The sequence below is a fragment of the Ideonella flava genome (genome assembly GCF_051857595.1).
Classification (GTDB): Bacteria; Pseudomonadota; Gammaproteobacteria; order Burkholderiales; family Burkholderiaceae_C; genus Ideonella.
This window is the reverse complement of sequence record NZ_JBPZHD010000009.1, coordinates 143,520-164,052: the sequence shown is the minus strand read 5'-3', so window position 1 is coordinate 164,052 and position 20,533 is coordinate 143,520. Positions and strand designations below refer to the sequence as shown.

14 protein-coding genes are annotated in these 20,533 nt (G+C 68.9%); 7 read left to right on the top strand and 7 right to left on the bottom strand.

Annotated features, from left to right (window positions below):
• From ACS5PM_RS20320 to ACS5PM_RS20290, 7 genes are all read left to right on the top strand, one after another.
• Entirely contained in the window at positions 1-2,814 is a 2,814-nt protein-coding gene (locus tag ACS5PM_RS20320; protein WP_439389504.1) for a putative baseplate assembly protein, read from the top strand.
• Positions 2,815-2,879: 65 nt separating this feature from the next.
• Positions 2,880-3,893, top strand: coding sequence for a baseplate J/gp47 family protein (locus ACS5PM_RS20315; protein WP_439389503.1), 1,014 nt, complete (start codon positions 2,880-2,882; stop codon positions 3,891-3,893).
• Entirely contained in the window at positions 3,880-4,494 is a 615-nt protein-coding gene (locus ACS5PM_RS20310; RefSeq protein WP_439389502.1) for a hypothetical protein, read from the top strand. The genes ACS5PM_RS20315 and ACS5PM_RS20310 overlap by 14 nt, the downstream gene beginning before the upstream one ends.
• Before the next feature lie 17 nt (positions 4,495-4,511).
• A complete protein-coding gene (locus ACS5PM_RS20305) occupies positions 4,512-5,552 on the top strand; it encodes a hypothetical protein (protein ID WP_439389501.1) in 1,041 nt (346 codons plus the stop codon).
• Between the two features lie 14 nt (positions 5,553-5,566).
• Positions 5,567-7,804 carry an ATP-binding protein gene (locus ACS5PM_RS20300; protein ID WP_439389500.1) on the top strand — a complete coding sequence of 746 codons (2,238 nt, stop codon included), beginning with the start codon at positions 5,567-5,569 and terminating at the stop codon, positions 7,802-7,804.
• 16 nt (positions 7,805-7,820) lie between these two features.
• Complete coding sequence (locus tag ACS5PM_RS20295) at positions 7,821-8,627, top strand: eCIS core domain-containing protein (protein ID WP_439389499.1); 807 nt, start codon at positions 7,821-7,823, stop codon at positions 8,625-8,627.
• Positions 8,624-12,214 (top strand): hypothetical protein, encoded by a 3,591-nt coding sequence (locus ACS5PM_RS20290; protein WP_439389498.1) that lies wholly within the window; start codon positions 8,624-8,626, stop codon positions 12,212-12,214. Before ACS5PM_RS20295 ends, ACS5PM_RS20290 begins: the two co-directional genes overlap by 4 nt.
• Before the next feature lie 18 nt (positions 12,215-12,232).
• Here the strand turns inward: ACS5PM_RS20290 and ACS5PM_RS20285 are convergent, their stop codons facing one another.
• The 7 genes from ACS5PM_RS20285 to ACS5PM_RS20255 form a co-directional block, all read right to left on the bottom strand.
• Positions 12,233-12,805 carry a hypothetical protein gene (locus tag ACS5PM_RS20285; protein WP_439389497.1) on the bottom strand — a complete coding sequence of 191 codons (573 nt, stop codon included), beginning with the start codon at positions 12,803-12,805 and terminating at the stop codon, positions 12,233-12,235.
• Complete coding sequence (locus ACS5PM_RS20280) at positions 12,802-14,610, bottom strand: serine/threonine-protein kinase (RefSeq protein WP_439389496.1); 1,809 nt, start codon at positions 14,608-14,610, stop codon at positions 12,802-12,804. Before ACS5PM_RS20280 ends, ACS5PM_RS20285 begins: the two co-directional genes overlap by 4 nt.
• A complete protein-coding gene (locus ACS5PM_RS20275) occupies positions 14,607-16,193 on the bottom strand; it encodes a serine/threonine protein kinase (protein ID WP_439389744.1) in 1,587 nt (528 codons plus the stop codon). Before ACS5PM_RS20275 ends, ACS5PM_RS20280 begins: the two co-directional genes overlap by 4 nt.
• A gap of 2 nt (positions 16,194-16,195) precedes the next feature.
• Complete coding sequence (locus tag ACS5PM_RS20270) at positions 16,196-17,854, bottom strand: PP2C family protein-serine/threonine phosphatase (protein ID WP_439389495.1); 1,659 nt, start codon at positions 17,852-17,854, stop codon at positions 16,196-16,198.
• Position 17,855: 1 nt separating this feature from the next.
• Complete coding sequence (locus ACS5PM_RS20265; protein WP_439389494.1) at positions 17,856-19,322, bottom strand: FHA domain-containing protein; 1,467 nt, start codon at positions 19,320-19,322, stop codon at positions 17,856-17,858.
• Between the two features lie 22 nt (positions 19,323-19,344).
• A complete protein-coding gene (locus ACS5PM_RS20260; RefSeq protein ID WP_439389493.1) occupies positions 19,345-20,055 on the bottom strand; it encodes an FHA domain-containing protein in 711 nt (236 codons plus the stop codon).
• 113 nt (positions 20,056-20,168) lie between these two features.
• Complete coding sequence (locus tag ACS5PM_RS20255; RefSeq protein WP_439389492.1) at positions 20,169-20,495, bottom strand: hypothetical protein; 327 nt, start codon at positions 20,493-20,495, stop codon at positions 20,169-20,171.
• Positions 20,496-20,533 lie beyond the last annotated feature (38 nt).

Genomic DNA, 20,533 nt, shown 5'->3' with positions numbered 1-20,533 from the left:
ATGAACAGCCTGCCGCACACCCCCCGCTTCGTCGACGGCCCCGCCGACGCGCCGGCGCTCGTGGGTGCACTGCATCGGTGGGTTGCCGCAACGGACCATGGCGCCGATCCGCTCCTCGATGCGCTGCTGCACGTGGCGGCGCGCTACGGGGAAATCCTGGCCAATGGCCTGGACTCGGCGCCGGACCTGCATCTCGACGCCATGGCGCGCCTGATGCGTCCGCCGCGCAGGCCGCAGGTTGCGGCGACGACCATGCTGGCCTTCGACGCGGCGCCGGGCGGCGGCCGCACCGCGGTGGTGGTCCCCGCGCACACCCGCGTCGCAGGCGATCCGCTGCCCGGCGAAAGCGCGGCCGTCGTCTTCGAGACGATCGAAGACCTCACGTTGGTGCGCGCGGCCATCGCCCGCGCGGTGCTCGTCGACGCGGGGCATCTGCATGGCGAGGATGTCGGTGCGCTCTTCGGTGCCCCGGCCGCTGCGGTCTCGCCGACGGTGCCGGTGGCGCTTCACCTCGCTTCACCGAGCGCATTCGGGCTCGAGGGGCTGCGCCGGATCGAGTTGCAGCTGGCGCTGGCCGCACCCGCCGCATCGGCCTCATCGGTGGATTGGGGCATCGAAGACGGCGACGACTTCGTCCCGCTCCAGGTCGCGGAAGACACCACCCAGGGCTTGATGCGCGACGGGCGGGTGGTGCTCGCGGCACCGGCCGCCGGCTGGCCGGCGTCGGCGCGCCAAGGCGTCGTCGCGCGTTGGCTCACCGCCCGATGGCGCGCAGTCGGCGCCAGCGTCGTTCCCCGCGTGCGCGTGGCGCGCATCGGCGTCGCCGCGGAGTGCGCCATCGCGCCACGGCCTCCGGAGCAGATCTGGGGCGACGCGGGCCCGATCGACGCCGGCAAGGAGTTCGCCCCGATGGGCCTGCGGCCGCGCTATGCCTCGTCGTGGTACCTGCAGTCCACGGCGTTCGCCGAAGAAGGCAGCATCGTGACGCTCGACCTGGAGATCGCCAATCCAGTGGACGCCACGCCGAGGATCGTCGGCGCGAGGATCCCCGAACCGGTGTCCGGTGCCGGCCAGCCGCGATTGCGCTGGGAGATCCTGACCGATCGAGGCTATGTTCCGATCGATGTAGGGGGCCGCGACGAGACCAAGTCGCTGCTGGAGTCCGGCCGGCTCTCGTTCACGGTGCCGCCGGGCGTCGTGAGCCTGCCGCTGGGCGGCGTGCGCGCGCCCACCGTGCGGGTCACGCTCGAAGGAGGGCGCTACGAACCTTCGGTGCCGCGAAAGCTGCCATACGAAGACAAGGACGACAGCAGCCCGCCCTACATACGGCGCGTGGCGATCTCCGCATCGCTGCGGACGAATGATCTGAAGGTCGAACACATCGTCTCCCAAGGGGCGTTGTGCACGCGGCTGCACGCTGCCTCGGTGCCATTCGATCTCTTCGTCACGCCGGACGTCGCCGGCGCATCGCTGTACCTGGGATTCCAGGGCCCTGCGCTGAAAGACGCCGGGCCGCAGCACTTGCAATGGCTGGCCGTGCCGACGGCGTCGGCGCTGAGCGGCATCCACCGGACGACGCCGGCGCCCGCGGTGCGATGGCAGTCGTGCGGGCCCGGAGGCTGGCACGATCTAGCGGTTGCGGATGGCAGCGCGGGCTTCACCCGCAAAGGCCTGATCCGCCTGGACGTACCCGACATGACTCAGCGGTGGCCGCTCAGCGACCTCGACGCCAAAGGCGACTGCTGGTGGTTGCGCGTGTCCTGGCCGGCCGAAGCCACGCTGCCCGCCTTGCTCGCGCTCAACGCCGTGGCCGCCCGCCAGACCGAGCGGGTGCGCAACGAAGTGCTGGGCTCCGGCAGCCATCGGCCGGGCCAGGTGCTACGTGCATTGCGAACGCCCATCGTGGGCGGCGTGCAGCTCGAGGTCAAGGACGAGGCAGGACGCTGGATGCCCTGGCGCGAGGTGGAGGAGCTCTCCGCCTGCGGGGGCCGGGACGAGGTGTTCACGCTCGATCGGATCGATGGTACGGTGCGGTTCGGGAACGGGCGCCACGGCCGCATCCCGCCTGTCGGCACGGGGAACATTCGGCTCGCGCGGTACGACACCGGCGGCGGGCGGCACGGCAACCTGCCGCCGTTGGCGATCCACAAGATGCGCACGGCGATCCCCGGGGTCGCGGGAGTGCGCAATCCGGTCGCTGCCGCGGGCGGCGCGGATGCGATCGACCCGACACGCACCCGCTGGGAGGCGTGGTCCTGGCTGCGCCACCGCGATCAGGCGATCTGCGCGGATGACTATGCGGATCTGGCGCGGCTGGCGTCCCCCGATGTCGCCAAGGCCTGGACGATCGCCGGGGAAGATCCGTGGCCCACCGAATCGACCGGGCACGTCAGGATCATCGTGATCCCCGATGGTCCGGCAGACCGGCCCTGGCCCTCGCCCGAACTGCTCGAGACCATCCAGGCATCGCTCGCGGTCCGGCGGCCGCCGGCAGTGACGTTGACCGTGTCCGGGCCTCGGTACGTTTCGGTGGCGGTGCGTGCCCTCGTGCGCATGGCTGCCGGCGAGTCGGCGCAGGAGGTGACCATCGCCGCCGAACGTGCCATGGCGAACTTCCTGCATCCCGCAGCCGGCAACCGAGGACGCGGCTGGCCACCGGGACGCCGGCCGCGCCGCTCCGACCTGCTCGGCGTGCTCGGCGAGACGCCAGGCGTCGAAGGCGTCAACGCCCTGCAGCTCGACGTGGAGGCGGCGCCCTCCGACGAGCCTTGCATCGTCTCGCCGGGCGAGATCACGGTGGAGATCGTGCGATGAGGCTCGAAGCGGCAGCCCCCTCCGAGGCTCGCGCCTGGAGCTACGACGAGCTCGTGCAGGAGGGCATGAGCCTCATCCCCGCTTACGCGCCCGACTGGACCGACCACAATCCGTCCGACCCGGGCATCACGCTGATCGAGCTGCTGGCGTACTACAGCGAGGTCCTCTCCTATCGGTCGTTGCGCATCACACCCGATGCCCGGCTGGCGTTCCTGCGCCTTTTGTCCGAACCCGTCTGGAGCGGCTGGGCGGCATTGCAAGGCGGCGCGGTGACAGACGTCGACGATGCCATCGGCGAGCGCGTCAAGCAACTTGCGCAGATCGGATGCGCATCGACCGCGAAAGGCATGGAGGACTTGGCGCTGGCCTGCGCACGCCATGACGCGTCGGCCTCGCGGTGCAAGACCTACGTCCGCGGGCTTCAGGGCCGCGAGCTCAGGCACCTGCCCGGCGGACCGGGGCACGATCCGCGCGCCGCGGGCGACATCGGACTCATCGTCGCGACCTTGCCGCCGTTGCCCCAGGGCGAGCTGCTGGCGTTTTGCGATCAGGTGCACGACGCCTTGAAACCGCATTGCCTGCTGACCGCCCGCGTGCACGTCCATCCCTGCACGGTGGTGGGCGTGCGCCTGGCCGGCAAGATCGTGCTGCGGCCAGGTGTTCGCTGGAAGGACGTTGCGAAAGGCATCGACGACGAGCTCGCGCGCCGCTTCGGGGTGGAGCGATCCGAAAGCGGGTCTCCGTTCGGTGGCGCGGTCCACCTCGCCGACATCATCGGGTTGATCGACAACCACGACGGCGTCGACTACGTCGAATCGCTGTTCATCGATCGCATTGCCGCCGGGCGTGACCCGAACCTGGATGCTCCCGCCGCGCGCCTGGGGGTGAGGCTGGGCGTGCACGCCACGCTGGGTGTGGACGCCAGGTTCGGCGGCGACGCGGGACCGCCGGCGAAGCGCTTCGAGTTCGGTGCCGACGGGGAGGCGGAGGCCGTTCGACTGCAGGCCTGGGAGGTCGCGGACGTCAAGTTGTCGCCGCAGAGGATCGTGGCGGTCGAGGGAGACGATGTTGAATCCTGACCCGGGCCGCCGTCTGCTCGAAGCGCTGCCGGCCGTCTACGCGATGTCCGATCGCGACGGAGAACTCGGCCGCCTGCTGGGCAGCTTCGAAGCGCTGCTGTTCAAGGCCGAAGAGGGCAGCCAGCTGCCCGGAATCGAGCAGAAGCTGCAGTCCATTCCCGAGCTGCTCGATCCGCTGGCGATGCCCGACCGCTTCGTCGGGTGGCTGGCGGCCTGGCTCGGCTTCACGCCGCACGCGCTGTTCGACGCGCCGGTGCTGCGGGGGATCATTCCTGAACTGGTTCACCTGCACGGATCGCGCGGCACGCGCCACCACCTCGAAAGGCTGCTGGCGCTTTGCTTCGGCAAGGCGGCGAGCTTCGCGATCGACGATCGGCCGTCGGCGGGCTTGCTCGTGGGGAGCGCCCGCATGGGCATCAGCAGCCGCCTGAGCCTGCCCGTGCCGTTCAGGTTCACGGTCAGGGCCAGCCTGCCCGGCGGTGGAATGCCGCGCGGCGAGTCGCTGGAAGGGCGGATCCGCGCGGTGATCGACTACGCCAAGCCCGCCCATACCCGCTACGAGCTGGCCTGGGCGGATCCGCCCGCGCCGCCGCCCGCTTGACACACGAAAGGCTCATCATGTCCGAGAGCAGGATTTCGCTGGGACGTCAACCGACCTATGTCGACAACCAGCTCCTCATGGCGACCGATTTCATCGAGGCGCAGGAGTTCATGCTGCATGCGCGGCACAGACAGAACCTCGGGTTGCATGGTTGGGGCGTGGCCAGAGGACTCGAGGTCTCGCGCCTGGGCGACGGCGTGCTGGGCGTGTCGAGCGGCTTCGCCATCGACGAGCAAGGCCGCGAGATCGAACTCGAGCACGACCACAGGATCGAGGTGCTCGGCCTGGACCAGGGGTCCCAGCTCGTGCTCACGCTCGCGATCGACAAGGTGCTGCACGCGCAGCAGGGTCCTTCGCCGCATGCCCACTTCGATCGATTCGCCGTCCTGCGCCTGCGGCCTGCGGGCGCCGAGGGCCAGCAACACGAGGTCGTACTCGCGCAGGTGCACCTGGACCACCAGGGTCACATTCGCGCCGAGGGCGGCGTGTCGATGCAGGGCCGACGCTCGCTCCACCTGCGACCCGGCTCTGTGACCGCGCGGGCGTTGGCGCCCGAGTTGAGGCGAGGATGGATCACCGTGGCCTTCCACCCATCGCGGCTGAACCCGCAAGACAAGAACAACCCGCCGCCGTTTCACGCCGGACCGACCCGGGCCTGGGCCTACGAGCACTATCCCGACAAGGATCATCCGAATGAGCGGGGCGCCGGCGGCTCGATGGCCTTCCAGCTGCCGCCGGGCATCCGGGAGCTGCACCGATTCAAGGTGGCAGGCGAACACAACCGCGGCACGATCACCGCCAGCTTCTTCAAGGGGGGCGTGGTCGAGGTGGAGCCCGAAGGCCGAGACAAGAAGGAGAAGGCGTGGAAGCACAGCAAGGAAAAGCTGTGCGAGATCGTGGTCGACAGGGCGGGCTCCTATTCGAAGGTCATGTACCCCCTGTCGGGAAAGCACGTCCTGTTCAATGCGTCGGGCGATGGAGACGACACGCTCGGCGTCGAGATCCGGGCGACGTCCTTTGCCAGCGTGTCGCTCGTCGGGGTCGAGGTGTCTTACTAGTTCCATCGTTCGCCATGGCCACCGTCAAGCCGTTCGCAAACTCGACCGAGCACTTGCTCGCCGAGCTTCAGCGCGTGGATCTGCTGATCCGCGCGCGCGTGGCGGTGCTGCGCCGCAGACAATCGCAGGATGAGCACTTCCGCGGGCTTTATGTCTCGGAGGAAGAGGTCGACGGCCTGCTGGAGCGGCCGCTCGGCCAACCGCGCTGGCTCGACGATGACGCGCGCTGGCTGAAAGACGTTCGCGGCAAGCTGGAGACGCTGCTTCAGTCCAACGAGCGCAGAGTCGAAGCCAGCCGTGCCGCGGGCAGCAGCCTCGCCCTCGATCGCATGCGGGCGTCCTTCGGACTCAGCGCGGTCGACGTCGACGCGCTGCTGGTCGCGCTGGCGGTGGACTTCGACCTGCGCTACGAGAAGCTCTACGCCTACCTGCAGGACGACGTGACCCGCAAGCGGCCCAGCGTGGAGCTGATTCTTCAGCTGCTGGGGGACACCGCGGCGGATCGCCTCGCGGCGCGTCCGCGCTTTCAGGCGGACGCCCCCCTTCTCGCGCATCGCCTCGTCCGGCTCGTCGACGAAGCGGCGCAGCCGCATCCACCGCTGCTGGCCCGTTATGTCAAGGTGGAGGATCGCATCGTGGACTGGCTGCTGAGAGACGCAGCGGCCAGCCAGGCCCTCGACGAAAGCATCGGCTCCTTTGCTCGCCTCGCGCAGGGCACGGGCGATGCCGGGGCACTCGGGATCGATGCACGTGCGCGGGAGGCCTGCGCCGGCGCGTGGGCGGTCACCAAGGGCATCGCAGGCGAGGCGCCGGTCCTGGTGTTGCGCGGATCCGCGTTGCACGAAGACAGTGCGCTCGCGATGGCGCAGGCGCTGGCGCAGGCGCAGCAGCGTTCGTTGATCGAGGTGGATGTGGCGCGCTTGATGCGCGCCGCCGCAGGCGCCGAATCTTTGAAGGCTTTGGCCGAACTCGTCGAACGTGAAGCGCGATTGCGCGACGCTGTCACGTGCTGGCATGGCTTCGATGGGATGTCCGGCGAGGATGTCGTGCAACGCCAGGAGGCCGTGGCCGCGATCGTCGATGCGTCGAGCGTGCCGGCCATCGTGCTGGCCCTCGGACCGGGCGACGCCGCCGCGGCGTACCCCCGCAGAGGTTGGGTGGCCTGCGAGGTGCCGGCGCCCGACACCGCGCAGCGACTGGCAGTCTGGCGCGCGGCGTTGCAGGGCTTGCCGCTCGCTCCGGAGGCCGACCTGGAAGCGCTGGCCGGGCGATTCCGTATCGCCTGCAGCAGCATCCCGGCGGCCGCGGTGGCCGCCGGCGGGATGGCTCGCCTGCGAGGCAGCGAAGCGGCCCCGATCACGCAGGAAGACCTGTTCGAAGCGTGCCGCCGGCAGGCCTGCCGCCGGCTGGGGGAACTCGCGCAGAAGATGGCCACGCCGCACCGCTGGGGCGATCTCGTGCTGCCGGCCGAGTGCCTCGCACAGCTGACGGAGCTGTGCGATCAGGTGAAACATCGGGAGAAGGTGATCGGGACCTGGGGCTTCGGCTCCCGGATGTCCTTGGGCAAGGGGGTCGCAGCGCTTTTCGCGGGGCCCTCGGGCACGGGCAAGACGATGGCCGCCGGCGTGGTTGCCAGAGCGCTGGGCTACGACCTCTATCGCATCGACCTCTCCACGGTGATCAGCAAGTACATCGGCGACACGGAGAAGAATCTCGCGCGGATCTTCGACGAAGCGGAGCAGGCCGACGTGATCCTGTTCTTCGACGAGGCCGATGCACTGTTCGGCAAGCGCGGCGAGGTTCGCGACTCGCACGACCGCTACGCCAACATCGAGGTGGGCTTCCTGCTGCAGCGCATGGAAGCCTTCGAGGGCATCGCGATTCTGGCCACCAACCTGAAGCGCAACATGGACGACGCCTTCATCCGGCGGCTTCACTTCGTGGTGGACTTTCCGGTGCCGGACGAAAGCCACCGGCTGGCCATCTGGGAGAGCATCTGGCCCGAAGGGCTGCCGCGTGGCGACGACGTCGATCTGCGTGCCCTGGCCCACCGCTTCGAGATCACGGGCGGCCTCATTCGCAATGCGGCCCTGGCGGCGGCCTTCCTGGCGGCGTCCGATGCGGGCCGGCCGGAGCCCGAACGTCGAATGAGCCAGGCGCATCTGCTGCATGCGGTTCGTCGCGAATACGAGAAGTCGGGGATGCTGATGAGCGGCGATGAATGGTCCGCAGTGGCCGAAGCAGGCCGCTGAAAACGGGGAGCGAGTCATGGTTCAGCGCGACACCATCGACAAGGCCTGCTGGCAGGCCATTCCCGCAACGCGGTCCGCCCACGCGCCGGACCGCCGCTGGGCCTGGCGCACCGCCGACGCAGCGCCCGTCGGCGGCATCACTTGCCGGCTCGGCGACGGCGCCTGCGCCGGGGCGCACGCGCAGGCCGTCCATCGGGCGGCCGTGGCGCCGGACGCCTCCGTCAGACGCTCGCTGCTCAAGCTGCAGAGAGACTTCGGCAACCAGTACGTGGGCCAGGTGCTGCGCGCCGGCTCCGGGCCTTCCGGCGAAGAGGCTCACCTCGATCGCATCGAGCGCGGCATCGGCGAGTCGCGCGGCGCCGGCCAGCCGATGGACAGCGGCACGCGCAGCCGCATGGAGCGCGCCTTGGGTGCCGACTTCTCTGCCGTTCGCATCCACACCGATGCGCGCGCGGATGGCCTCGCGCGGGGCATCAGCGCGCGGGCTTTCGCGACCGGCAACGACCTGTTCTTCCGCCAGGGCGAGTACGACCCGGGGAAGTCGTCGGGCCGCGAACTGCTGGCTCACGAGTTGACCCACGTCGTGCAGCAGAACGGCACCGGACTGCAGCTGCGCATGACGGTGAGCCATCCCGACGATCCGCACGAGCAGGAAGCCGAACGCGTCGCGCGCGCCGTGGTGGAAGCGGAGCGTGCTGCCACGCCGGACGAGGACGACAAGGCCAGGCAGGCCCACTCCTCCCCACGCCACGACGAGCCGCCCGGGCGGAACGAAGAGCACAAGCGCGAAGGCGCGCACGACGGCGCCGGGGCCGTGGGATGACGCATCACGCCACGATCCATCGCGAGGCGGGGCCGGCACGGCCCGTCGCCGCGGGCCCGATGCCGGCGCGACGCTCACCTGCGCCGGACGCGCGGGCGATGTCGCCCTCGATGCGCGGCGCCACCGCGCAGACGCGCGCGGCGTACTTGCTGGATCTGCAGCGCACGCACGGCAACCAGACGGCGCAGCGGCTGCTCCGCGCAGAGAGTCCGGCCTTGATGCGCGCGCCCAGCGCTCCCGGCGCGCCCACCGCGGCGCCGCTTGCTGCCAGCGCGCCCACCACCGCAGCCGTCACCGCGCCCGTCACCGCGCCCGTCACCGCGCCGCAAGCCGCCAGCGGCAGTGCAGGTGCCCATTCCCTGGGGCAACTGCTCGACACCGCCGCGTGGGGCGTGGTCAACCAGTTCGCGCCCTCCTTGGCGCCCATCCTGCGGCGCGGACCTGCGGGCTTGCTCGACTGGCTGGGAGCGCGCGCGGCGCATGCGGCCAGCGGCATCGTCGACCGCTTCCTGGCGCCCGCGAGAGGCCTCGCCGGTATCGGTGCAGAGCTCGCTGCCGAGTTCGCTCCCATGGCTGCCCGGCTCCAGGAGGCGGCCGTCCAGGTGGCCTCGGGCGACTGCGGCCCGGTGAGCCGGGCCGCGCAGCGCATTCAAGAGACCGCCGAGCGCCTGCTGACGCCGATCGTCGAGCGCGTGCAGCCCGTGCTGGCGACCGTGCAGGCGGCGCTCGGGAAGGCCTGGGACACGCTGGGTGCGCCGGTGGTGTCGTGGGTCCAGTCCTATGCGGCGGATCGATGGAACGAGTTGACGCAGCTGGCCGGCTGGATCTGGTCGCTGTCGCAACCGCTGCGCGCTCTTGGCGAAGATGCATGGAACTGGCTGAAGAACCTGATCGGCATCGGTGACGGGCCGCAAGGCGAGAACGGCATCCTGCAGTGGGTGCAGGGGCGCCTGGAGGCCGCGTGGGTGTCGGCGCGGGCCTTGCTCGAGCCCATCGGTGCGCAGCTGGGTGTGGTGCGCAGTGGCCTCGGCCGTGCGATGCAGGCCGTGGTCGGACCGGTCATGGCCGCTGCCCGCCAGGCACCGGCGCTGGCCAGTGGACTCGGGCGATTCGCGTCCGACCTCGCGCAAGGCGGACCGCTCGTGCGGGCCCACGCGCACATCGGCCACACGCTGGTGCCGATGCTCACGAACGCGCTCCAGCACATGGGCGGGGCGGCTGGCCAGGCTGCGGCTGCGGTCTCCGGTTCGCTCGGGGGGGTGGCCACGGGCCTCGATGCCGCCGCAGGCGCCATGGGCCGCTCGGCATTGCGCTTTGCCGCGCCGGTGGTGCAGGGGCTGTCCGGGCAGGCCCTTGCCCTGGCAGCCTGGGCGAGCGCGCAGCTGAATGGCGCCGTCAACGCCTTCATCGGCGCCGGCGGACAGCTGCAGCGCTTCATGCAGTCGGTGGGCCAGTTCTTGCGCCGGCTGCAGGGAGTGGTTGCCGACGTGCGTACGCTGCCCGGCGTGCTGCTGGAATCGGCATGGCATGCCTTGCCGGCATGCATTCGAGATTCGGTGGTGGACTTCGTGGTCCCGCTGTTGTTGCGGCAGATCGAGATCTTCGAATCGCTGGTGAGCGACGGCGCCGCCTGGCAGAGAACGCGCGCCCAGGTCATGCGCATCGTGCGCTCGATCTTCACCGACGGAGATCTCGTCGGAGCGGCCAAGGCGACCTTCGAACTCGTGCTGCGCGCCTTCAACGTGCCGCCGGAGTTGCTGGCCACCTTGTTCGGCAAGGCCATGGCGGCCTGGGACATCGTCTCGCGCAATCCGCTGGAATTCATCAAGAACACAGTGCGCTCCATCGGCCAGGGCTTTCGCTTGATGGCGGCGCATTTCGGCACGCACCTGAGAAACGGGATCGAAGGATGGCTGTTCGGCGAGCTCGGCGAGCGAGGCATCCAGGCGCCGGAAAGCTGGACCTCGCCGAGGGACTTGTTCGGCTTCGCGGTCGATGTGATGGGCCTGACCACCGCGCACGTGATCGAGCTGGCGCGACAGCGCTTCCCGGCGGCGGTGGATGCCCTCACCAGGTGGACCAGCCGCTTTCGGCGCGCCTGGGACTGGATCAACGATGCCATCGACACCTCGCGGTCGCCGGCGGAGAACGCCGCCGGCCTGGTGGCGCGGGCGCGGGATTTCGGCAGCTCGATACTCACGGGCGTCAGCGAGTGGGTCGCCGGCCGCGTCATGACCGAGCTGGCCGAGATGGGCGCGGCGGCCGCGGCCAGCGGCGGGCTATCCGAAGTGCTCGACGTGGCGCGCCGCGTCTACCGCGCCATGCTGACCGCGCGCCGCTGGGCGGCCCGGATCATCGACATGGCCGGGCGGGTCCTCGATCGCGTGACCGAAGTCGCCTCCGGCAATGTGGCCCAGGCCGGCGCCGCATTCGAGCAAGTGATGGGCCGCGGCATGCCGGTGGTGATCGGGTTCCTGGCCGATCAGGTCGGGCTCGGCGGCATCGGCACGGCCTTGCGCGACATCGTGGACCGCCTGCGCACGCGGGTCGACGAAGGGATCCTGTGGCTGCTGGACCGCGTGAGCGCGGGGCTGTCGGCGATCGGCGGTGCGGTGAGCGCCGGCGTGCGGGCGGTGGTGAACTGGTGGTCCCATCGCCAGCGCTTCAACGACGCTTCCGGCCAGCCGCACCAGCTGTTCTTCCGAGGTGGGGAAACGTCGGCGGTGCTGACCGTGGCCTCGGTCGAGATGCCGGTCATCGAGTTCCTCGGCAAGGCCGAACTGCGGCGGGTGATCGGCGAGGCTGCCAACGGGCCGCATCTCGAGGCGAGCCGCGTCCAGGCGCTGCAGACGGCAACCGAGATCGTCGGTCTGGTCGACAGGCTGCATCACCCCGACAACCCCCGGCAACAAGCAGACGTTCTGGCGATGAACAACTTGTTCATCGACCTGCGCAACCAGATCCAGCCGTTGATCGACCTCATCTACGCACGGCGCTCGCTGGCGAACTGGATCAGGCTGCTCGACAACGGACAGCTGGCCGAAGTCACCGCGCGCGTGCAGGAGGACGTGAGGGGGTTGCCGATGTGGATGATCCAGTACCGGGTGGACAGGCCGAGGTCGCGGCGCGTTTCGCCGACGGGCAAGATCTGGGAAGCCTCTCCGAGGATCGAGCCGGCGCAGCCCGATGCCCGCGAGACCTTCCTGGGTGAGGTTCCGCCCGCGAACACGGCCATGGGCAGGCTTCTGCGGCAACGGGTCCTGCAGCGCATGATCCGGCAGGGCAAGGTGTTCTCGTCAGCGGACGCGCCGCTTGGGCCGGGCGAGTCGGCCGATGCCGCGAGCGCGCGGATCCTGTACGAGGGCAGCCGATACCCGCTTGCCGAATGCGACGTCGGGCACACCGTCGACGCGGTTCACTGGTGGAATGCCAATGGCGTGTTCTACGGTCTGAGGGCGCCCGAGATCGAGGCCTTCATGAACAACCCGGACAACTACGAGATGGAGCCCGCCGGACCCAACCGCGAGAAGGGGCGGCAACTCGCAGCGCAGGGCATCCGGTACGACATGCCGCTGGTGCGGCGGTGAGGCCCGCGGAAGACTCGGCTACTTCGGACGCGCGTCGGGCGGCTTGACCACAGGGGGATCCTGGCTTGCCGCCGTGCGCGGCGGTACGGCGGACCGGGCGGCGTGGGCTTTGGCAGCAGCTGCCGCCGCCGACGCGGCTTCCGCCTGCGCCTGGCTCGCGGCCGCCTGCGCGGCGGCCAACTGATCCTGCAGCGCCTTGATGCGCTCATGCTCCTTGGCCTCGGCCACGGGGTCGACCACCAACACCTGCTGACGCAGCGGGCCGCCGTTGCAGGCCGAGGCGATCAGCACGCCCCTCTGGCTCAGTTCGCCGTGGACCGACACGGTGTACGTCCCGGCGGCGTTGAAGACCTTCTGGCGCGAGAAGGAGAGTTGTTCGACGCGGAGCACTTTGGAATCTCCCTCGCCGAAATTCAAGCGCACGCCGCACCAGTTGCGACTTGGGTCATCGGCCCGCAGGTCGATCTGAATCGTCACCTCCTGCCCGATCGATGCGCGCTCGGGCGTGACGGTGATCTTGGTCAGGGTCTGTGCCCAGGCCGCCGGCGGAAGCAAGAGCAGAAGGCCGATGCATGCGATACGCGGATTCATGGGGACCTCGCCGGAACGTTTGACAAGGCATCGCCGAGCGCGTTGACGACCGCCCGGAATTGGGGATCCACGTCCGGCGATGCCTTCAGGTGCTGGATGAGTGCGCCGCGGTTGGCCGAGAAGTAGACGCCGAGCCGGGCGGCCTGGCCGGCTTGGGCCGTTTCGCCGGATGCGGCCAGGGCTTCACCCAAGGTGGCCCAGGTGCCGCCGGCATCGGCGGCCAGCGACAGCGCGCGCCAGAGGTGCTGCCGGGCTTGCTTCTTCTTGTCGAGGCGCAGGCAGGCGTATCCGAGCGCGGCCCAGGCCTGGTCGTCGTTCGGATGCTTGTCGACGGCCTGCAGGAGCAGGCGCTCGGCGCGTTCGTAAGCCCGCTGCGCGATGGCCTTGTCCGCCTGGCCGACATACACGGAGGCAGAGGTGTTCGGCGCCCCTTCTGGGTCGGCAAGGCGGCGGATCTTCGCGGGCGTGGCGCTCACATCCGTCCAGCGGTCCCTGCCGGCGGCCAGCAGCATGCCTTCCAGCAACTGACGGCTTTGCGAGGCCAGGGCTTCGGGCGAACGCGGCGGAACCGCGGGTGGTGCCGATGGGGCTGGCGGGGCTGGTCTGGCTGGTGGGACGGATGGGACAAGTTCCGGGGAGGGCCTCGTCCTGCCGCTGTCAGTCTGCTGGTCCCAGTTCAGCAGGGCCACCGCCGCCACGACCGCGACGACGGCGGCCCCGCCCGCGGCAAGTCTCGGCATCAGCGCGGGCGACCAGTTCGATGTCGCCGGCCGGTCCGACGACGCGGCCGGCGCTTCCTTCGCTCGCGTCGCTGGCTGCGCGCCGGCCTGTTTGGAAGGGCCCGCTTCCTGTCGCAGCAGGGCCGACTTGAACTGCCGGACAGAGCGGTACCGGTCCTTGTAGGAGGGCGTCAGGGCGTCCTCGATCGCGCGGCGCACTGGATCGGGAATGGGACGTTCGCCCCAGTCGATGCGCGGGTCATGCATGCGCAGCAAGGCGCTGCGCAGCTTCAGGCCGGTGAGCATCCTGTGCAGCGTCGCGGCAACGCCGTAGACGTCCGTCCAGGGGCCGATCTCGCCGAGGTCCCGGTCCTCCTGCTCGGGGGCCGAATAGCCGCCCGCGTAATGCCCGTCGATGGTCCTTTCGCTGTCGACGTCGAGCTGCTTGGCGCCGCCGAAGTCCAGCAGAAGGACACGGCCATCGGACGCGAGGTAGATGTTGTCCGGCTTCAGGTCGCGATGCACGACGTTCTGCTCGTGCAGGGCCTCCACCGCCACGAGCACCGCAGTGATCAGCTGCAGCGCCTGCGGCACCGCCATCGGCCCGTCGGCGCGGATCTTCTCGAGCAGGGTCGAACCATCGAGATATTCCATCGCCAGATAGGCCGTGCGGTTGGCATGCAGCACGTCGTAGACATGCACGATGTCGCGCCGGTCGAAGCGTGCCAGCACCTCGCCTTCCTGGAAGAAGCGGTCCATTCCGCGCTCGAACGGCGCCTGGTTTGCGGCCTCTTCGCAGACCAGCGAAACTTCATCGGAAGCCCGCTCCATCAGGCCTTCGGGGAAGTACTCCTTCAACGCCACGCGGCGGTGCAGGCGCTCGTGGTAGGCGAGGTAGGTGATGCCGAAGCCGCCGGAGCCCAGCACGCGTCCGACGACGTAGGTGTTGTTCACCACGCTCCACAAGGGCAGGGCCCGCTTGATTCGTCGCTTGTCGGGCAGCGACCAGCCGCATCGCCCGCAGATGTCGTCCAGGACGACGTACTGGAAGCACTCCTGGCAGCGGCCGAAGGTTCTGCCGCTCATGGCGTGATCCACTCCGGCTGGATGTCGAGTCGAACGCCGCCGTCATAGTGGGCGCCGAGCATGAACTCGCCTTCGCGTTTGGTGACCAGACTCACCTGGGCCCAGCCCTCGGGATCGTCGTCGTCCCCAGGCTGGCGCGCGAACGTGTGGTTCGTCGATCCCAGGTCGCGCAGCGTGAAGCTGCCGTCTTCTTCGATGGTGACGCTGACGTGCTGGCTCGACAGCGTCCGGCTGGCGATGGCCAGCGTGCTGGGCGGGGAACGGCGGCCGATCACCACGGATTGCATCGGGCCCAGGGTCAAGGTCCGAGGCGTCTCGCCCGCGAGGTAGAGGGTCAGGCGAATCCCCTGCCGCCCGGGCGGCGGCCGGTTGACATTGACGTGCTGCTTCCAGAGCAGGAAGCCTCCGACGTTGAGCACCACGAGCGTCAGCAGCGGGCCGACAAGTTCGCTGCCTTGCGGCGTGATCATGAAAACCAGCGCCAATGCCGCGGGGAGGAGGGCTGCGGGGTGAGGCGACCTTTTCCGTGTCGCAGACTGCGGAGTCAACGGCGCCGGCTGAGCCGGCGGTGAAGACGCAGGCGGGGGCGGCGCAGGCAGTGGGGGCGGAGGCGGGGGCGCCTGGACTCTTGGAGGGATCATGCGCCGCGCTTCGGCGACGGATCCTGGGCGATCGCTCGGATCCAGTGACAGGCCGGCATCGATGAAAGCGGCGAAGCTGGGATGCAGGCCGGCGACCCGCGATGCGATCGGGCGGTATGGATCTTCATCGGCATTCACGCGGTCCGGGGATACGGGCGGCGCCTGCCCCACGAGGCAGTGATGCAGCGTGGCGCAAAGCAGAAAGATGTCGGTGGCGTCCGTGAGGTAGCGGGTGTCTTCGTCGAACAACTCCGGCGGCGCGTGGCGCTTGGAATAGGACTTGGGGCGGTCGCCGCGCTTGCGCCGGGCCGCCCCGAAGTCGATCAGGATGGCCTTGGGCCGCTGCGTCGTGAGCAGGACGTTGGTTGGCTTGATGTCGCAGTGCACGTAGCCGGCCTTGTGCACCACGTCGAGCGCATCCAGCAGGTCGTGCGCGACCATGAGCATGACATCCTGGTCGAGCTTGCCGCCGTTGGCCTCGCGCCGGGCACGCAAGTCACCGCCCTCGACATACGGCATCACGTAGTAGTGGGTTCCGTTCTGCTCGAATTCGTCTGTGACGAAGACGATGTTCCGGTGCCTGAGCTTTCCCAGCAGTTGAACCTCCTTGCGGAAGTCCTCCAGCAGCGCTTCGAAGTCGTCTCGAAACCCCGAAGCGACCCGCAACCGGCTCGCGCCCGCCAGGCGTGTGACCTCGTCATTCTCGGGACCGTGGAATTCCTTGATCACGACGACCGATGGGCGCTTGTGGTCGTAGGCCTTGTAGGCGACGCCGAACCCGCCCGGCTTGCCGAGGATGCATCCCACCTCGTAGCGACCATCGTGCAGGGCATAGTGGTAGGGCAGGCAAAGGCGTTTCGGCGGCGACCGCGACTCGTCGAAGGTGCAGTGAGCGCAGGCGACGCCGTCGCCTTTGTCTTCGAAGCAGTTCGGGCAGAGCATGGTCAACGCGGCGGCTGCGGAGGAGGAGCGCTCGCGCCTTCGGGTGCGGAAGCGTGAGCGGGGGCAGACGCCGGTGCGGACCCCGGCTGCGCAGCTGCGGCAACGGAGGTTGCCGGCACTGTCAGTGCAGGGATCGGCGGCACGGTTGTGCTGGCCGATGCCGGCGGCATGGAAGCGCCGCCCGATGCGCCCGGGGCCGCTTCGGCGGCTACCCGCGTCGTGGTGTTACTGGCTGCGTCCGGGACCCTTTCGACTTTTTTTTTCAGGTCCTCCCTGACTTGCGCGGCATCCTTGGCCAACGCGGCGAAATGCTTGCCGGCGATCCTGCCGATCGGGGTCGACGCATTGGTCTGCTCCAGCGCTTTGATCCTGACGCTCTCTGCCATGGGTGCGCCTGCAGCGCCCTTGGCGCGCGCGTTGTTCAGCTGGGTCTTCAACGCGGCGTGGTCCTCGAGCGCTTGCACGGCGAGCGCAAGCCTTTCACCCCCTTGGCCCTTCACCAGTCGCAGGTTGTCGATCACCGCCTTGGGGGTCGCGGCGTTGGTGTTCAGCTGTTCATGCCACTGCTCGATGAATCGGAGCGCCTGCTCGTCGGACTGCGCCGGATCGGCCAGTGCAGGTGGCGCAGGGGGCGCAGGCGGCGCAGGCGCACTTGCGGCCGGGCGGGTCTCGACGGGCTTGCCGGGCGCCGATGCCTGCGTGAGTGCTTCCGACGGTGCCGAGGCGTCGGTGGAGGAGTCTTGATGCATCCGCAGCCCCGCTCCGGCCACGAGAAGCGCCACGGTGGCAGCCGCCGCGCCGGTGGCGGTGCGCGACAAGATCGGTGCCGGACGACCGGACTTCTTCGGCGTGCTGCGATACAGGGCGAGTCCGGGGAAGACAGGCTTCTTCGGCACGTAGCGAACGACGATGGCAGTGCTGTTGTCCTGGTTCTGCTTGCCGGCATCGTTGATCAGGCGGTGCATCTCCCCGGCAATCTCCTCGGCGGTGGCCGATCCCCGATCGGCCATCCGGCACGCATCGGCGATCCCCTCGGCTTCTATCGTCCCGTAGACACCGTCGGTGCAGGCCACGACGATGTCGCCGCTTTGCAGATCCTGCGCGCCTTCGTCGGAGCGCCATTCGTCGGTTCCCATGAAGCTGGTGAGCGCCTGGGCCTTCGGATTCGACGAGCCATCCGCCTCCCAGTCGTTGACCGTGCCGCCGCGCCGGATCTCCTCCGCGATGGTGAAGTCTCGCGACAATTGCTTCACCTTGCCGTGGCGGTACAGATAGAGCCGCGAGTCGCCCGCCGAGCACCACATCAGGCGCGTCCCGTCGATCACGAAGGCGACGACCGTCGAGCCCATGTTTCGCAACGAGCCCGCCACCTCGGCCGCCTCGAGCACGGCTTCATGCGCCCGCTTGGCGGCTTCCGACAGCGCTTGCTGCACGCTGCGGCCGGCATCGACGCCCTGCCGGAAGGCTTGCGTCAGTGCATGCACACCCGTCTTGCTGGCCACGTCGCCATGCGCGAGCCCGCCCATCCCATCGGTCACGATGCCCAGCCAGGCGTCGCCTTTGGGCTTCGGCGGATCGGTGTAGAAGTAGTCCTCCTGGTGTTCGCGGCGCCCTCGGTCGGTGAATGGGTAGAAATCGATGGGGGAGTCGACGCTGGCCATGTCAGACGCGCCCGAAGAAGACGCGGACGTCCGTGCGGCCCATGCCGATGACATCGCGGTCGTGGACAGGCTCCGACCTCACGATGCGCACACCGTTGAGATAGGTGCCGTTCGAAGAGTTCAGGTCGCGCAGCATCAGCACGCCCTTGTCCAGGTAGAGCGAAGCGTGCCGCGCGGAGGCCTCGGCGTCGTCCTCCGACGAGACGTCCGCATCCTTCGATCGTCCGAGCACGATGCCGCTGGCGTCGACGCTGACGTGCTGGCGACCGACGTCCGAGATGTCCACGGTCAGCGACATGGCGGCGGCAGACGGCTTCTTCGGCGATTCGCGATTCCCGACCACGACCACCCGGTCTTCCTTCTGGCGCACCCCGGTCGTGAGGGTCCTGACGATGCGATCTCTCAGGACATACACCGTGGTCGCGGTGCCGCACAGCGCGGAGATGATCAGCAGCCAGTTCCACGCCGGGACGATCTTGATCTGGATGACGAGCTTTTCGAACCAGCTCTTCGAGGGGGGCGGATCCACGATCGGCGGCGGCGGTACGGGATCGCCGACGGCGAGCAGGCGCGTCCGGCGGACGCCGCTGAGCTTCGCGCCCAGGTTCGTCGACGAGACCTGCAGCTCGCGCAGGCCGCCGTCGCGCGCGCAAGGCTGGCCACACTCGATGGCGACCATCTCGGCTTTCAGGGCCTGCGACATCAGGCTCTTCAGGTCGTCGCGCAAGGCCACCGGGGTGCTGATCAGCAGGCTGCCGCCGCTGGCGCGGATCACGTCGCCGAAGCGGTCCAGCCCGCTCGCTCGCGTGGGTTCCTTCTTGACGACGGCGGCCGCGTAGATGGGAATGTCGCCGCTTTCCAGGCGAGCCCGCGTCTCTTCGTTGCCGATCGCCTTCTTGCTCTCGTCCATGCCGTCGGTGACGAGCAGCACGAAACGGCGCAGTGGCAGCTCGCGGTTGGTGGCAGCCATGTCCTGCGCGCGCTGCAGCCCTTCGTTGAGCGCAGTTTCCGGTTCGCCCGCCGTCAGCAGGCTCACCGCAGCGATCACGGCGCTTGCCGGACCGAACGGGACCTTGACGGCGGGGTTGGCCCCGATCGTGACCAACGCCACCTTGCTGTCGCGCGGCAGGCCCGTGAGCACGTTGGACACGACATCGCAAAGCAGCGGAAAGCTGACGCTTTGCATCGAGCCGGAGACATCCATGGCCACCACCACGGCGACCGGCGCATCCGGCTGCCATGCGCCTTCGTCCTTGGCGGGCAGCGGCACCTTGCCGAAAGCCGCCTTCATCTCGCGCAATGAAGTGCCGCCCGCGGCGGTAGGCGGAGCCCAGATCTCCTCCGTGCTGAGGAAGGCCAGCAACTGCGTTTCCTGATCCACGACCTGCGTGATTCGCAAGCCTTGTGCATGGACCGCGGGCAGGGCGGGGAGCAGAAGCGCCAGGGCGAAAAAGCGAATCAGCGTCATGGTGTGCCCGGCCTTGCCGTGATCAGGTGGTCAGGCCGTCCGAATCGTGCCGGCGACGCCTTGCCTCGTCATCGTCGTCGTCGTCGTCCGGCCCTGTGACGCGGGTCGCGCGGGGTGCCTTGGCATCCTTGGGATCCTGCGTCCACTGGAACCGATCGCCGCACAGGGGCACGAACATCAGCTTGGTGTGTCCGACCTCGACGATGTCGTACGGACTCAGCTGCTGCTTGTCCAGCACGACGTCATCGTTGACGTAGACGCCATCGCGCCCATCGCCGACGACGATGTGAAATGCGATCTTGCGGGCGTCGTAGAAGATGCTGGCGTGGTTCGTCCGCGAGATCGTTTCGTCTCCGCGAATGCAGATGTCGGAGCCGGTGTCGCGTCCGATCGTGTTCCGGCCGGACAGCACCCGAAAGTCCCGGCCCTGGTTCGCGCCTTCCCAGCACACGAGCCAGCCACAGACGGGATCGATGCCGGTCTTGCGGCGCCATACCGGGGAGGTGCGGCCGTCATCGTCCTTGGGCGTGTCGTCCTTGGGGGCGCGCGATTCCGGACGGCGGGCAGGGATGGTGCGCTCGCTGAGGTCGGCGGCGTCATCGTTCGCGCGATCGCCTCCGGATCGGTTCCTGGGAGTGTTCTGCAACATCATCTCCTTGCAATGCGGGCAACCGTCTACGTGCGCGGATTTGGCGTAGTAATGTCCTTCCGGGCACCGGGACATCTTTTCCATCGGGTCCTGCCAATCAAAGTCCTTCGAACGACGACGGGTACGGCGCCATCGGCAGCAAGGCCGCAGTGCTGCGCCCGTATGCCAAGTCATGTTAGGTAGTGGCAGTGGGCCTTTCAAGGCGCCGCGTGCCGGCTTGTCATCAAACGAAGGGATGGAGCGGCACCTGCTGTCCGTGGTGCCCAGCGGCAGCAGTGTCTTGGTGACGTACCGACGCGGTCGCACCAGTACTTGGTCACCAAGCCCGTCGTGTTGGCATTGGTGATGCCCTTGGACTCGGTGCGCTTGCGGCCCGACTCGTCGTAGTCGAACTTGTCAGTGCGCTTGGTGTACTGCACTGCCCCCAGCGCCGTGAGTTCGGCAGTGACGCTGAACACGCGGTAGCTGTCGCTGGCGCCGTACTCGGTGGAGGTCTGCCTCCGGACGCCTTCCTGCCGAATCAACTTCCAGCAAGATCCCGCAGTCGTCGAACGTGCCCAGA